At 63.7% G+C, this 14,148-nt stretch carries 14 protein-coding genes; 1 reads left to right on the top strand and 13 read right to left on the bottom strand.

Going from position 1 to position 14,148, the window contains the following annotated elements:
• Positions 1-43 precede the first annotated feature (43 nt).
• From HNO88_RS01595 to HNO88_RS01585, 3 genes are read right to left on the bottom strand one after another with little or no spacing between them, the layout of a single operon-like run.
• Positions 44-439 (bottom strand): hypothetical protein, encoded by a 396-nt coding sequence (locus HNO88_RS01595; RefSeq protein ID WP_184242085.1) that lies wholly within the window; start codon positions 437-439, stop codon positions 44-46.
• Positions 440-489: 50 nt separating this feature from the next.
• Complete coding sequence (locus tag HNO88_RS01590) at positions 490-906, bottom strand: hypothetical protein (RefSeq protein ID WP_184242083.1); 417 nt, start codon at positions 904-906, stop codon at positions 490-492.
• 24 nt (positions 907-930) lie between these two features.
• The gene (locus HNO88_RS01585) at positions 931-2,199 is read right to left on the bottom strand and encodes a P22 phage major capsid protein family protein (RefSeq protein ID WP_184242081.1); all 1,269 of its coding nucleotides are present in this window, start codon (positions 2,197-2,199) and stop codon (positions 931-933) included.
• A 382-nt stretch (positions 2,200-2,581) separates the two neighbouring features.
• Here HNO88_RS01585 and HNO88_RS01580 point away from each other — a divergent pair, with 382 nt between their 5' ends.
• Positions 2,582-3,313 carry a class I SAM-dependent methyltransferase gene (locus HNO88_RS01580; RefSeq protein WP_184242079.1) on the top strand — a complete coding sequence of 244 codons (732 nt, stop codon included), beginning with the start codon at positions 2,582-2,584 and terminating at the stop codon, positions 3,311-3,313.
• A 2-nt stretch (positions 3,314-3,315) separates the two neighbouring features.
• Here the strand turns inward: HNO88_RS01580 and HNO88_RS01575 are convergent, their stop codons facing one another.
• The 10 genes from HNO88_RS01575 to HNO88_RS01530 all read right to left on the bottom strand — a co-directional run bounded on the left by HNO88_RS01575 (position 3,316) and on the right by HNO88_RS01530 (position 14,121).
• On the bottom strand, positions 3,316-4,848 hold the full coding sequence (locus HNO88_RS01575) for a glycosyl hydrolase family 28-related protein (protein ID WP_184242077.1): 1,533 nt from the start codon (positions 4,846-4,848) through the stop codon (positions 3,316-3,318).
• Positions 4,845-7,934 (bottom strand): phage tail tip lysozyme, encoded by a 3,090-nt coding sequence (locus tag HNO88_RS01570; RefSeq protein ID WP_184242075.1) that lies wholly within the window; start codon positions 7,932-7,934, stop codon positions 4,845-4,847. The genes HNO88_RS01575 and HNO88_RS01570 overlap by 4 nt, the downstream gene beginning before the upstream one ends.
• Positions 7,931-9,322 (bottom strand): hypothetical protein, encoded by a 1,392-nt coding sequence (locus HNO88_RS01565; protein ID WP_184242073.1) that lies wholly within the window; start codon positions 9,320-9,322, stop codon positions 7,931-7,933. Before HNO88_RS01565 ends, HNO88_RS01570 begins: the two co-directional genes overlap by 4 nt.
• Complete coding sequence (locus HNO88_RS01560) at positions 9,322-9,930, bottom strand: hypothetical protein (RefSeq protein ID WP_184242071.1); 609 nt, start codon at positions 9,928-9,930, stop codon at positions 9,322-9,324. Before HNO88_RS01560 ends, HNO88_RS01565 begins: the two co-directional genes overlap by 1 nt.
• Before the next feature lie 44 nt (positions 9,931-9,974).
• Positions 9,975-10,370 carry a GNAT family N-acetyltransferase gene (locus tag HNO88_RS01555; protein WP_184242068.1) on the bottom strand — a complete coding sequence of 132 codons (396 nt, stop codon included), beginning with the start codon at positions 10,368-10,370 and terminating at the stop codon, positions 9,975-9,977.
• A 131-nt stretch (positions 10,371-10,501) separates the two neighbouring features.
• Entirely contained in the window at positions 10,502-11,164 is a 663-nt protein-coding gene (locus HNO88_RS01550) for a hypothetical protein (RefSeq protein ID WP_221419766.1), read from the bottom strand.
• Positions 11,164-12,555: a packaged DNA stabilization protein gene (locus HNO88_RS01545; protein WP_184242064.1), complete on the bottom strand. Its 1,392-nt coding sequence runs from the start codon at positions 12,553-12,555 to the stop codon at positions 11,164-11,166. Before HNO88_RS01545 ends, HNO88_RS01550 begins: the two co-directional genes overlap by 1 nt.
• Before the next feature lies 1 nt (position 12,556).
• Positions 12,557-12,967, bottom strand: a complete 411-nt coding sequence (locus HNO88_RS01540; RefSeq protein WP_184242062.1) for a packaged DNA stabilization gp4 family protein — start codon at positions 12,965-12,967, stop codon at positions 12,557-12,559.
• On the bottom strand, positions 12,964-13,275 hold the full coding sequence (locus HNO88_RS01535; protein ID WP_184242060.1) for a hypothetical protein: 312 nt from the start codon (positions 13,273-13,275) through the stop codon (positions 12,964-12,966). The genes HNO88_RS01540 and HNO88_RS01535 overlap by 4 nt, the downstream gene beginning before the upstream one ends.
• Positions 13,276-13,287: 12 nt before the next feature.
• On the bottom strand, positions 13,288-14,121 hold the full coding sequence (locus tag HNO88_RS01530; RefSeq protein WP_184242058.1) for a hypothetical protein: 834 nt from the start codon (positions 14,119-14,121) through the stop codon (positions 13,288-13,290).
• Between the last annotated feature and the right edge of the window lie 27 nt (positions 14,122-14,148).

Raw genomic sequence — 14,148 nt, 5'->3', positions numbered from 1 at the left:
CTTAGGCTTGCGGCCGTTACCGGAGGGTACGAGACATCCATCGTCAGAACGTCTCCGCAAAGCCGATCGTCTGCGCGGCGCCGGCGGACAGCGCAAAGACGGGGCCTGTGAAGGGAAGGGAGACTGACGCACCAGCCACTGCAGCCAGTGGAAAGCCATTTGCCGCCGTCACACCCGCGTTGCCCACATACAGGACCTGCGTGCCCGTGATGTTCGTGATGGTTACCGACCGGCGCCCAGCGCGCGCAGGCACTACTTGCAGTGCCGCGCCGCTGTTCGCGGATGACGGGTTCTGGCCCGTTACCAAGGCGTCCGAACCAATCGCGCGCTCGATCATCGGATTGGTAGACGTACCTTGCGTAGAGGCCGACGTGCCTGAGCCGGACACGGCTTTAACGAATAGCGGATCGCTGGCGGAATCGCCGATGCTGGAGCGCACCCTAACCTCCTGAATAAGAGTGGGGCGACCCGAGAGCCGCCCCTTGCCGATCAGAGCTCGGTCAGATTGGTGATGTCGTTCGTGTAGCTCGGGCCGCCGCCGGGGAACTCCTCGGGCTTGAGCTTGAGCTGCTTGGCCATCAGCCGGACGAACTCAGTCCGGTTGCGGCCATTGCGCTCCAGGGCGAGCAGGCCGTAGACCTTCTCTTCCGGAACGGCGCGCTCCGACTTGGGATCGATCGCCTCCTTGAACTGCTCCAGCCCCAGATCCAGCAGGTCGGCGTAGAGGTTCGTTTCCTCCCAGCCATGGAACTGGCGCTTGGGCTCGGCGTCGCTTTCGGTACCGGTCGAAAGCGCGATCTCGTCCTTGACGATCTCCTTCGCGACTTCCTTGGCGGCCTCAACCTTCACCTTGGGCTTCTGCTCCGAAACCAGTTCGGCCGCGGGCTTGTCGTTCTTCGTGGTCATGTCACTTCACTCCGGTTGGGCTGATCAAGCCTGGCTGAACATGATGCCGCCGGCGAACTGCGGATTCAGCAGCGAGGTGCCGAAATCGATGTCCCAGCGAGCCTTGACGTTCAGGGTGTTGATGTCGCCCTGGCGAGTGTAGGTGATCGCGATGCCGTACTTGGGAGTGACGGCGCGCATGACCTGCCAGCCATCGTCCGGATCGACCGTGAAGCTGCCAGGGATCAGCAGCAGGCTGTCGCGCACGAAGAACGGGTTGATCTCGTTCGTGGTGGTGTTCAGCCAGGTCAGGGCCGCGCCGTTCGCCGGGGTGGCGGTGACGTTCTGGTACTCCTTGCCGGCAATGGTGTTGCCGCCGTTGGAGATGATCGCCGGGCTGATCTGGATCACGCCAGCAGACGGCTTGCCGACGACGCGGAACGTCTGCAGCTGGCCGGTGTCCTGCTTGTTGATCATGTGCACCGAATTGACGCCTGCAATCGTGAAGGCATCGCCGACCTTGATGTTGGCATAGGTGCCAGCGGTCACGGTCAGGTTCTGACGGCGGTTGTCGAGGTTGACCTGTTCGCCATCGGCCTCGGTGTAGACTGCGCTCGGCTCGAAGTACTGGTTCGCGCCGTTCACGGTGGTGGCGCCGCCGGTCGCCGCGGTGAGACGGATCGGGGCGTCGTCCGAGTACATGTCGAAGTTGGCGATACCGGGTGCGACCAGGCCGGTGCGGTAGGCGTCTGCCGAGCGCGAGGTTGCTTCCGAGCGGCCGGCCAGGTTCGAGACCATGCCAATGCCCGAGCGCACGCCGACCATGGCGACGCGGTTGGCCGAGGGGATGCCCTGCTCGGTCATCACGGCCATGGCGAGCGCGAGGTCGTCGAAGCCGGTGGCCGCAACGGTGCGCTTTACGAACTGCGAGCCTTCCAGAGCGACGCGCTGGCGGAGGGCGCTGTTCACGTCCGAGGCGAGCTTGAGCTTGGCGGCGTCGGCGTAGTTGCGCATCGCCGACAGGTTGCGCAGGTTCTTCGCCGAAAGGGTCTTCGGGCTCGACTTGTGGAAGCCAACCGAGACCGGGACCGACATCTCGGTCAGGCCGTCAAAATTGCTGGTCTGGTCGAAGCCGTCGTAGCTGGAACCGATCATCGGGCCTTCGACCCAGAAACGATCGCGGGTGTGGACCATCTGCTCGGGGCTCAGTGGCTCATACTTGCGAGCCAGCGCGCCGTAGGAAAGCAGATCGTCGAACTCAGGGACCATCTCGTCAAAGACGGTCAGTTCTTCTTTGGTGAAGCTCGAAGCCACAGGGGCACCTCATGAGAAAATGGGTTGGACCGATTTTCTCCGAGGCGCACTCGGGGTCAGACGCTCGCTCTCACCTGTTGCGGCCGGTGGAGCCGATATTGCGAGCGGTATTCAGATACCTTGTCGGGGCTGATGCGTCAAGCGTTGGCGGACATACGCTGCGAAGACCAGATCGTCAGCGAGATGCCCTTGCCATTGCCTCTCACTCATCTGCGGCCGACAAGCCAACAAAGCCTCAAAGCGGCTCATGCTACTTACTCTTGCTGTTCCGGCCAACTTAGGAGATTGTTCAGGCATGCTCGCCCTACAGCCCGCCGCAACACTGATAAGTGCGCCTGCGCACCGCCTTAGCTTTATCGGCCAAATGATCTTCGATTATAGAATGGCCAGCATCGACGGCACCATATCTCCAGGCGAAACGATGCTGGGGGATAATTACTTGGATGTTGGCGCAAGCGCCGTCGAGGCGATCATCACCGCAATTATGGCGAGCCGTTTGGAGCGGATCGGGCGCGTGCTCGACATTCCGTGCGGACATGGGCGCGTCCTGCGCCACTTGGTCAAGCTGTTTCCTGCTGCTAAATTCGACGTGTGCGATCTGGACGCTGAAGGGGTAGCGTTCTGCGCTGATCAGTTCGGCGCTGGTATCATCACTGCCCACTTGGATCTGACCGAGACTTCCTTTCCTGCGCAATACGACCTGATCTGGATCGGCAGCTTGTTCACCCATCTGCCCGAGGCGACCACACAGCGCTACCTTGAGCATCTGGCCAAGCAACTGACCCCCACCGGCATCATCGTTGCCACCTTCCATGGCCGCTGGGCTGAGCGCATGCAGACCTTGATGCCGTACACCGATGCAGAGCGATGGAGTGCCGTCGAGCGCGGATTCAACCGCTGGGGCTATGGCTACGTCGATTACGCGCCGGGGCGGGGTCACGACTTCGTGGCAGGCAGCTACGGTATCTCGGCAGTCAGGCCGGACCACCTCATGCAGATGGTCCAGAAAATCCCCGGCGTTCGCGTCTTCCACTTCGCCGAGAAGGGCTGGAGCAACAACCACGACGTGCTCGCCTTCGGCAAGCCGTGCTGGACAGATGCCCCGGGCGCATAAGGTCACATCACCTTCCAGACGCCGCCGCAGTTCTTCACGAACACGTGGTTGCTACCGCCAGCCACCACCAGATCGTTCGGTGTCGAACTTGTCGCATTGATGACGTAGGCAATCGTTCCTTCGGCTGTGGGCAGATCCGCAACCAAGCGAGGCGCGATGTTCATGGTGCCGGTTCCCATCACGCGATAGTCCCGCTGATTGGCGGCGCCCATGAAGGAGTTCAGGCCGAACTCGACTGTGAACTTCGTTGTGTCGATCAGCCACGGCTTGCTTGATCCCACTGAGAAGGCGTTGCCGACGATGATCCCGCCCTGGATCACATCGGTAGCGTGCGGCTGAACCACGATGTCGTACTGCTCGCCAGGGTTGCGGAAGCTGTTGCCAACGATCACCGGGAAATAGGTCAGCCCACCAGGCGACACGCTCAGGTCGATCAGGATGCCTGGGCCGAAGCTTGCGTCGAACGAGCTGCCAGTGAGATTGATAAGGCCCTGGAACAGGGTTTCCTTGGACAGGATCAGCGAAGCATCACCGCCGCGCTGCCACATGTCGCCGAACGAGTGGAAGTTGCCGTGCCCGCGGTAGATGGCCCCACGCCCGCCGGTGTAGGAGCTTAGAACGCTTCCGCTATCCGTGCAGTCGATGTCAAAGTTGTACGCTGTGCCATTATCGGGACTTCGGGTTTGCACACGCTGAAACGAATTGAGCCACGTAGGCTCATCGCCAATCTTGCGGGTGCGGAAGCAGCCACCACCCATCCAGCGGTTTTCCATACCAAGGTCCGCCAGGTCGAAGTTCAACAACCCATGGAAGTCCATGATCCAGTCGATTTCGGCATTCGGCTCTGTATCGAAGATAAGCCCAGTCATGGAGCCGTGGAACAGTCCTTGGCCGGTATTGGCCTGCTTCAGACCGGCGGCCCCATTGCCGCCAAAGATAATGCGCGACGCCGGATAGTTTCCGACCGAACCAGGGCCCGTAGCCCCACCCCGCGACTGCCCCATGAGGTGAAAGCCGGGCGGGAAGTTCAACCCTGGCTGCACGAGATAGTCGCCAATCGGCACCATCAGCCGCCCTTCGGCCTCCGCAAACGCCTGTTGGAAAGCGGACGTGTTATCGGTCGCGTTGTCGCCCTTGGCACCCCAGTCCAACACGCTCGGCCAGTCCCGCAGGCGGTCGTTGACGGTGCGCGTACCGAACCCGATCAGCGCTGCGCCGGTCGGGCCTGCAAGATCCGTGAGCGGGTCCGCGTTGTCGTTGGCCGCCACATAGTCGATCTGCACGTCGTTCTTGTCGCGCACGCGGAGGCTGTAGATGCGTGCGGCGGTGTAGACGGTGGCGCGAGCCCCATTGTTGATGACGTAGCCGCCGCTGATCGCAAGCGGTTGTGCCGCCGGGATGGTCAGTCCGGCGTCGAAGTAGCACGGCAGCGGGTGCGTCTCGGGATCCTGGTTCGCCACGCCGATGAACAGCTTGCCATTGTCCAGGGCGTCGCCGCCAAGGTCGCCGAAATAGCTCTGCTGATAGACGATCATTCTTCCACCCCGTTGGTGCTCACCAGCAGCGGCGCAATGATGCGCGGGCTGCTGTAGGTCTCGATGAATCCCTGGATTGTCCTGGCGCCGGCCTCATGCGCCTTGCTGGCAGCACGCGACGCCGTGGACGGCTTCGGCCCGGCCTCCACTGCTGCGGCATCCGGCGTGTACTGAGTGGCGCCCTTGAGCGTTTCGGCCGCTGCCTTGGTTTCCTTCACGGCCTTGATCGCGGGCGAGATCGTGCGACCGATCGTGCCGCCAACCGCGGCTCCGGCGGGGCCGCCCACAACTGCCCCCGCAGCGCCGAACGCCGCGGTCACCCGGTTGTCCACGTCGCTCATCAGCCGCATGATGAGGTTACCGCTGTTGGAGTGGTTCACCGTGCCACTGATCGGGATCGTCACGTCCTCGATCACTCGGCGCAGCTTCATGAGCTGGTTGAACTCGTCGCCATCGAGCAAGACCTTGAGCTTATCGACGCCGAAGCCTTCGATGCTGGTGCGCAGCTTGGCACCTGAGATCGCGTCGGTGATCTCGCCGCCGATGTTCGCATTGCGCTGGGTAGCCTTCTCGAAAACGGTTGCGAGCCCGTGAGCCTGGATCGCTCGCCACGCCGCTCGGCTCTTCTCGGTTGGCTTACTCAGCAGCACCGCCTTGACGCGGCGCAGGTCGGAGGTCTTGGCAAGGGCTTGTCCCATGACCTGTTCGGGGCTGAGCGCACCCGTCACGTCATCCTGACCCTTCTTCCAGTCAGCGATCTTCTGAACGATATCGCCGCCCTCGAACGTCTGCTTCTGCTGGACGTGAGCCTTGCGGGCCGTGGCCATCGCCTCGGACATGTTGCCGCCGGTGCCGTCCGCCACCTTCACAGCCGCTTCCTCGACCGCATCGTCGATCGCGCGCTTGAGCGTCTGCGTCAGCTTGCGCTTGCCGTCGCTCTGGTAGAGGTCCGACACGACCTTGCGGAACTGCTCGGCGTTGTCGAGGCGCAACGGCTCGGGCTGACCGTAGAACCGCACGTTTGTGCCATCGTCGAGCTTCACCGTCGTGATGCCCGCTTCGTTCGTTCCTTCGACCTTGCCGATGAGCCCGTAGCGCGCGGCCTCCTGCGTGATCTCCGCCTTGGCAGCGTCGGGCACGTTCGCCTCGACCATGACGCGATCGTAAGCCGCTTTCACGCCAGAGGTATCGAGATCAAGCGGTTCGCCAAGCTCACGAGCCTGGCGGTATAGAGCGGACACGCCCGCTTGGCCCGCGTCGCGGAGATCCCGCACAGCTTCCTGGACGATTGCGCCGCGGCTTTCAGGCGATAGGTCGGTGTCGCCGAATGCCTCACGGAACTGTGTGGACGCCACCTTGACCTGATCGGCCTGCTTGGCGACGAACTGGCGCATCGCCTCGCCTTCAGGGCCGTTGCGATTGCGCAGCTGCGTCTCGGCGTCCTGGATGTCGAACGACTTGGTGGCTTGCCCGCGCGTCATGTCCACACCGAACTCGGCCGCGTCCGTCACGCGGGCAAGCGCGGTGGTAGGCAGCGGGCTGAAGTCCTGCTGGTCGGGTGTGCCTGGCGGATTGGGCTGAGGCGGCATGTCGGCATCGCGCGGCTGCTGAGGCGCCGGAGGCTCATCGGCCACCGGCTGATCGGTCGTCGCTTCCCGAGCCGTGGGCGCTATCGCATCGTCGTTGGCGGTGCCGCGCTGAACCTCTGGCGGCGTGTCGTAGGCCTGTCGAAGCTGCTCGGGCGACACATCATGCCGCGCGGCAAGCTCCACACCATCGGGCGTCAGGTCGCCCGCTTCGTCGATCACGGCGGCACGGGGCGTCTCGGCGACCGCGTCGGGCAATCCACGGGGACGAATACGCGAAGCAGCCGCGGCGAGGCCGACAGGAGCAGCGCCCCCGAGCAACCCCGCCGCGATCTGCCCGACAGGTCCCGCACCGGCCTGCCGAGCTGTCTCCTGCGCGCCGCCTGCGACGGCACCAGAAACTGTGTCCAGAACGGGACTTCCCGAGAGCATGCGCCCTGCGGCCCCGGCAGCACCCTTTGCGCCAGCAGCGGCGAAGCCTGCACCGGCGGTCAGAAGGCCTTGCGTGCCGCCCTGCTGAATGGCTGCATCGGTAAGCTCGCTCGCGCTTTCCGGCTTGGCAAAACCGAGGCGATCTGCGGCACCAGCGCCCAAATCCTTGAAGGGCGTCGTTGAAAGCTTGGTGCCCGCGACCGCGTTGATCGTCGTGTTGACCGGCGCGCCGACAATATCCAGCAAGCCACCAGCGCCTTCCAAGAGGCTGCGAGTGCCCATGCCGAGCAGTTCGCCAGCACCACGCGGCGCGGGCGCCTTCAGCTGCAATCCCCGCGGCAACGAGACTTCGCCCGCCGCGACGGCACGATCGATCTCGGCACGCGCCTCCGGGTCATCGTCCATGCGGTGGGAATTGTAGGCTTCGACCACCGACTTGGGCAGCACCGGCGCCGCCGGCTTTACTCGCAACGCAGTCCCACGCGGCAGCATCACATGGCCATCCAGCACCGCACGCTCGAACTGAGCAGCGTCCTGGGGTGTCATGCCGCCAGCCTTCCCAGTGTTGCGGTAGGCCTGAAAGACCGACTGCATCGACAGCCCCTGTTGGGCGCGACGGCGGGCCTGCACCTGGTCAAAGGTTGACCCGCCACCGGCAGATGCTCGATCACCTCCTTTCACACCAAGCGCCTTGTAGCCGCGCTGGAGGTCGCCTGCCGCCCCACTGCCAGGACGCATGAACTTGTGGATGTACGCCTCGAAGGTCGATCGAGCGTTCTTCTGCGCTGTGACCAGAGGGCCGCCGGGATCCCCGCCTTGCAGCTCGGTGTGCAGGAACTCTAGCTGCTGGGTCTTGCTCGGGTTCTTGCCGTATTGCTCTCGCAAAGCCCGCAGCCGCGGCCCGCGCCACTGGCCGAGGCCGAACGCACCTTGGCCGCCGCCGGCGCTGTTGAACGCCGTGTGGTTGTTGGCCGTCTCGGCATAGATGCCCGCAGCGATACCCTTCGCCTGTTCGCGCGTGTAACCCTTCTTCTCGAAGAAGCGGACGATGGCCGGGTCCAGGCTCATCGAGCGCCGTACTTCTTCAAAATGCCTTGCAAGCCAGCAGGCACTTGGCCCTGCTTGCTGCGCTTCACGGCATTGCCGTTGAACTCGGCATAGGTTGTGCCCGCCGGTACCATGACGCCGCCCACATCGATGTCGCGACGCGCGGGTGCGAGACTGCCGTTCACCGAGAGCCAGTTCGCTCGGCGATCCGCACCAGCGGCCACGGCCTGCTGCATCTTGGCCATGCCGCGCAGGAACGATTGCAGGTACTCAGGGCTGGCGTTGGAGGGCGGGAAGCCCTGCTTGGCCAGCTGGATGTCCTTGTCGGACGCTGGACCCGGCGGCAGGTTCTTGACCGCCTGAGCATTGACCAGCGTCGCGTACTCACCGCGCAGACCAGACACAGGGTCCTGGCTACCGAACGCACCCTTCGCGCCTTCGCGGAAGCTGGCAACCCACCCCGACGACATGTTCGTCGCCTTCATGCGATCAGCCAGATCATTCATGCGGTCAGCCAGCGCAGACGCGGATACGGACTCACCTACTGCTGCGTTGACCGCCTGGCGCCCGCCTGCATCCAGCTGCGTGCCACTGCGGTCCAGCTCCTCCATCTTGATCTGGATGTTTGATGCGAGTGTGTCGCGGTCGAGTTCGAGCTTGTCGCGGTTGAGAGCGAGCGTCGCGACTTCGTTCGCCGTCTGCGCCGCCCAACGCTCTCGTGAGGCCGCCTGCGTCTCAAGGTCACTCTGGATGGTGGCCGGCTTGTACTGCGCCTCTGTGCCCTTGATCGACGCCTCTGCCGCTTCCTGTTGCACCTTGTAGGGCTGCACTTCCTCGGCGCGTCGCTCTTCGCCCAGCTTGCCGTAGTTGTCGGCGAACTTCTCTGCCCCCATCGCGGACGCCAGGTTGATCGCAGACCATGCCAAGGCGTGCTGCGGGTCCTGGCGAATCATCTCGATGATCTGCGGATAGGCCGACACGTCCTCGCCAGTCTGCTTGGAGGCGTCCATGTGGCGCTGCAGGATGTCGATCGCGCCTTGAGGATTGCCGGCAGTAAGATAGCCATGCACGTCTGCGCTGGTCTTTACCCCGGCATCGCGCTGCGCTCCTGAGAGCGTGTCCCATCCCTTCTTCAGCCCTTCCGCAGCCTCCGGATAGGTCATCATGAAACGGCCGACGCTGGCCGCATTGGGCTGCGCCATCAGGGTGCCGAAGTCCTGGCCCATGGCTTGGCGGCGCTGTTCGGCCAAAGCGGCCTGCTTCTGAGCCTGCTCAAGCTGGAAGGCCTGCTGATCCAGCAAGTTCGCGTTCTGTTGGCGCTGCTGCTCGCCAAGCACAGCGTTCTGCACTGCAGCCGGGACGTTCGGCACGCCACCCATCAACCCGAGGTAGTCGAAAGGCTGCGGCATCAGAACAGCTTCCCCGCCCACTGCTGAACGTTCGTATTCCCCGCCAATGAGCCGATTGCCGACGCCGCGCCCGTGATCATGCCGGCATTCGCGGCGCCAGTGGCAAGAGCAGCGCCTGCCTGCGCCTGACCTGTGCTCTGTAGCGCGCCTGAGATGTTGTTAGCTGCGTTGGCGCCGAAGTTGCCGACCTGGGCCGCCGCATTCTGGCCCTGCTGCGACACACCGCCAAGGTTGGCGAGCTGGTTCTGGATGACCGCCGACAAGGTATCGCGTCCGAAGTTCATGGACGCGCCCTGCAAATTGCCGCCTCGCAGGCCGCCGGTCGCGGACGCATTGGCGAGCAAGGCTTCCTGGCCGTTCCCGAACAAGCTGGCATACAGCGGCGACGCCTTGAGCGCATCGATGGACGATTGCTGTGGGCCGGCCCCGTTCAGGCCGAGCAGGTCGCCTTGGCCACCAAGAGCAGACTGACCCGCCTGCATCCAAGGCGCCAGGTCTGTGCGCGTCTGCTGGTATTGCTGTTGCTGTTGCGCGATCGCCGCCTGATCAGCCGCGGTCTGCGCGGCAGCGGCTTTCTTCGCAGCACTCTTCTGTGCGCTTCCGGCCATCACCGAGCCACCGATCGAAGCGGCAGCGGTAATGCCTGCCACGGCTACTGCTGGCGGCATGACGGAACCTCCATGGCATAGATGCGGTACGGCACGCCGAAGGCTTCGATCACCTCACCTGTCGGCTTCATTCCGCCACGTCGGGCGAACAGGGCCAGGTGGCGCAGTTGCGGCGAAATACGCGCCCATAGCTGCCGAACGCCATGTTCCTGCGCGTAGGCGATCACCTCTGCCTGTGCCGCAAACCCCCACTTGCCGCGCCCTTCCGGAAGCAGGAAGACATGGATCTCGCGGACGCCCGGGGCGCTCCAGATGAGCAGGAACCCGCCATGTTCTCCGATGAGCGCGACGTGCTCGGGACAGGAGATCAGCGGCGCGAAGTCGAGATCACCAGCGTCGGGAAGACCGGCAAACGGGCGCACCGATGGATGGTTGACCACCGCATTGATTGCCGTTGCATCGCGTGAGAGAGACAGGAGCGCGCTCAGGGTCCGAACCTTCGTTCAGGATGAGCCGGCGCCGCTCTTTGACTGCCCGTAGGCTAGAGCGGTATCATTGTACCGCTTCCCGGTCAAGCTATGGCGGTCACGCGCCCATACTGATCGATCGTAATCGAGGTCGGATTGGCATAAGTGCCGGGTGCGCCGATGGCCTCCAGGTCGATCGTTCGGCTCTCTTCAATCGTCCCGCCGCCGGTAAGGCCCGCGCCCGCAATAATGCTGACCGAGGAGTGATCAACGTTGCGATCATCGTCGGTGTCGAGCGAGATCTCGCCGGTGTCAGCGTCGTAGTCGATCCCCACTCCATCGCTCAGCGCCGCCCGAGCACGCGCGTTCGTGTAGAACAGGTTCGTCAGACCCTCGGTCACGTTGTCGGTGTTGAGGTCGAACACATCCACATTGGTCACGCGACCCTTCGCATCGACTGTGACCTTGATCGTGCTGGCCTCATCTCCGTAACCGCCGGCGGTGATCCCCACTTCTGCCAAGGACAGGCTGTACGTGGTGTTCGCGCCGCCATCCTCACCTACCAGATCGCCGGCCACTGGCGTGAACTTGCGCTCGGAACCGGTGGACGGCGAGTCCTCGATCGTCAAAAAGCTCGTTTCGTTCACCGCCTTGTAGATCTGCGCCGTATCGCCCTGGAGATCCTCGAACGCGCGCACGCCGCGGGGTGATCCGATGAAGGCACCGATGTCCGAGCGCGGCAGCTGGCGCGTCTTCATGGCATCCATCAAGCGAGCCCTTCGATCTGCGCTTCGAGACGTGCCACTCCCATCAGCGAGCCATCAGCGCCACGGAAGCGCAGGCCCATGTACTGCTCGAAGCGAATGCCAGGACGCCAGGTCACGCGCTTGCGGCGTTCGCCCAGCTTGCCCGATGATGTAGGACGCTCCACCGACCAGGTTTCGCCGTCCTTGGTGTAGCTGAATAGCACTCGGCTGTCGGCGTTCCCGCGCCCCGGCGTGCCGATCAGTTCCAGCTCGTGAACGAGCCCGCCGTTGCTTTCATTGTACAGCAGCGTGGTATCGAAGCGCCACATCACGTCCTGTCCGAAATGCTGGGCCGTCGCAGTGTCCAGAACGCCGATCTTGCCATCCTGCGAACCGACGATCCACTTGCCGTAGCAGTAGACGGCGCCGCGGCCCTGATACGGTGCAGCATCGGTCGTCCCCGACACATAGACGCTCCACGTCTTGACCGATGATCTGCGAGCGACTTGCGAGGCGAAGCCCCACGAGCGCGTCGGGAGGTGCACGATCAAGCGCTGCTCGTCCGCCACCGATCGCGGCTCGAGCCAGACCTTGGTGAGATCACCCGGGCTGAGCGCGGCCAAGTCGGCATCCACCTCGCCCGAGCTGATCTTGCTCGCGTCACCAGCGCCCATGAGGTAGATCCCTGGCGCAGAGCCCTCATCACCCCCGCAGAAGGCATAGGTGCCCAGGAACTTGCACTTAGCCTGGGGGCCGACGCACCCATACGGAATGGTGGCTGTCTTCACGGTCTGGAACGGGAAGCCGAGCCCGCCGACGTTCTGGATCACCTGGATGGTATAGCGGTTGAAGACGTAGCCCTCGCCATGCTGATGACCGAGGCCCGTTACAGGGTCGGGCGATTCCTCGCTGGAGCCGTACCGCAGCGGGTTGACGCTCATCGGGTCGTTCAGGTCAGTCACCACGACGTAGGCGCCGTCCGTGGTCATCGTGTAGCCGTCGATCCACTGCGCATCGATCACCGCGCCAAGGTCAGGGTCATCTACCTGACGAAGGCCATAGGCATCGTTCCAGTAGTAGAGGCGATCGCCGCTGTTCACGATCAGGTTGTCGAAGCTGTAGCTCAAGGAGCAAATGTCGCCGGCGCCAACATCACCAAGCACCCGCACAACCCACTCGGACGTGATCATGACGAGCTTCGTGCCCATCACACGGAAGCACCTGTTGTTCCATGCGATGCCGCCGCGATCAGGGCCGGGGCCAGTGCCGACCTGGGTAATTCCGGGAGGGCACGCCAGATAGCCGTCCGAAACGCCGGTGTCCTTCAACACAGGCTCACGGTTCACCGGATAGCTGTTCAAGAAGTCGCCGTGCTCGTTGGTCTTAATGCCTGAGACGATGGGGATACGCATGTCAGCGTCCGAACCACCAGCGATTACCAGAGCCCACACGCATGTTGCCGACTGCCTGATCGGGCACGAGCACAAGCGCGGCCGAGCGCACTGCCTTCATCGCTGCGGTGAGCGCCTGGCGGGTCGCAACGCTCTGCGTCTTGCCCATCGTAGGCGACAGGCGTTCAGCACCGAGCACAGCCAAACCATAGAACGCCTGATCGGGCACACCGAGTTCATCGTCCAGGTCGCCGCCGCCGATCTCGTCGGGCGCGTTATAGCCCAGTGCCATGCCACGGCCCGCCAGTTCAGCCATGAGCGCATCCAACCGGGTGAGCGCCTTCTGCTTCTCCTCCGGTTGGATGTCGTACTCCCAACCGTTTACGCCGCACTCGACGAACATCTGCTCGATGAGTTGGCGCTTGGTGGTCATGCTGCGATCTTCTTCGCCGGCGGTGCCGTGGCTGCGGTGAGAGACGCGTGCCAGCCATCTTCCAGCGCAGCCAGCTCATCATCCGGGCCGTCGACGACCAGCGTGGTCACGCCGTCATGGCCGGCGATTGGCAGCGACGAGAGCCCACCGATGCTATCCGATACAAGGCTGTGCTGGCCGATCTCCGGCTTGCCCTTGCGGTAGAGCATCTTGGGGTAGTCACTGAGCAAGCCAGGACGATCCGCCGGAATGCCTGCCATCTTGGCGTGCACGATCTCAGCGGGCGAAAGTTCACGGTCGAGTGGCATGGTCTGTGTTCCTTACGCTGCGCGGGTCTTGAGGGTCTGGCGGTACTGGATGAGCTTGGTGCGGTCGCCAGTGCGCGCCGCTTCCTTCTCCAGCTTCTCAAGCTGCTTATCGCCGCCGATGTTCATGGGTCCAGAAGCACCGCGGACACGGCTCTCAGGCGTCGGTGCCGTCTTCTTCGTCACCTTGATGTCCTTTTCCATCTTGCCGAGCATCACGGCGAACTTGGCCAGGTTCTCTTCGCCGCACAGCATGTCGAGCCGGCTTTCGGAGCGGCCGAGCGCGTAAATCATCTGGGCCGGGTTGTCGGCACCGTTGATCAGGATCGCCATCTGCGCGTCGGAGAGACGGTCACGCACAGCGGCGGCCTTCACCTCGTAATCGCCGACACCAAGCGCCTTGCGCTGCTGTTCGATCTGGCGGGCCTGTTCTGCCTCTTGCTCGCCACGCGCGCTCTTGCGCTTCTCTTCGCGCTGCTTCCAGGCTGCGTGCTCATCCTTGGCGGCGAGGTGCGCATCGATCGCGGCGTTGAACTGGTCTTCGTCGTAGTCGTAATCAGCCACTGAGCGCGGGCGGTCAGGAACCTGCGGCTCAGGGTCGGCATCGTTGGCTGGCGCTGGCGAGCGGCGCATCTGGCTCAGCTTGCGGTCGCGCTCACGGATCTGCTCACGAAGCCGCTTCACCAGCGGGGTGGGCTCGCTCTCGTCGTCCTCGTCATCGGCGAACGCGATCACGACATCTTCGGGCTGCTCATCCTGCTCAGGGGCGGGATCGTCGCCCTCGAACTGAGGTGCGTCGCCGATCACCAATTCTTCGGACAAGTCGAGGGGTTCGTCTTCTGCGCTCATACGGCCACTCCTACGCCCCCGCGCGCC

Source organism: Novosphingobium chloroacetimidivorans (genome assembly GCF_014204535.1).
Classification (GTDB): Bacteria; Pseudomonadota; Alphaproteobacteria; order Sphingomonadales; family Sphingomonadaceae; genus Novosphingobium; species Novosphingobium chloroacetimidivorans.
This window is presented reverse-complemented; position numbering and strand designations above follow the sequence as displayed.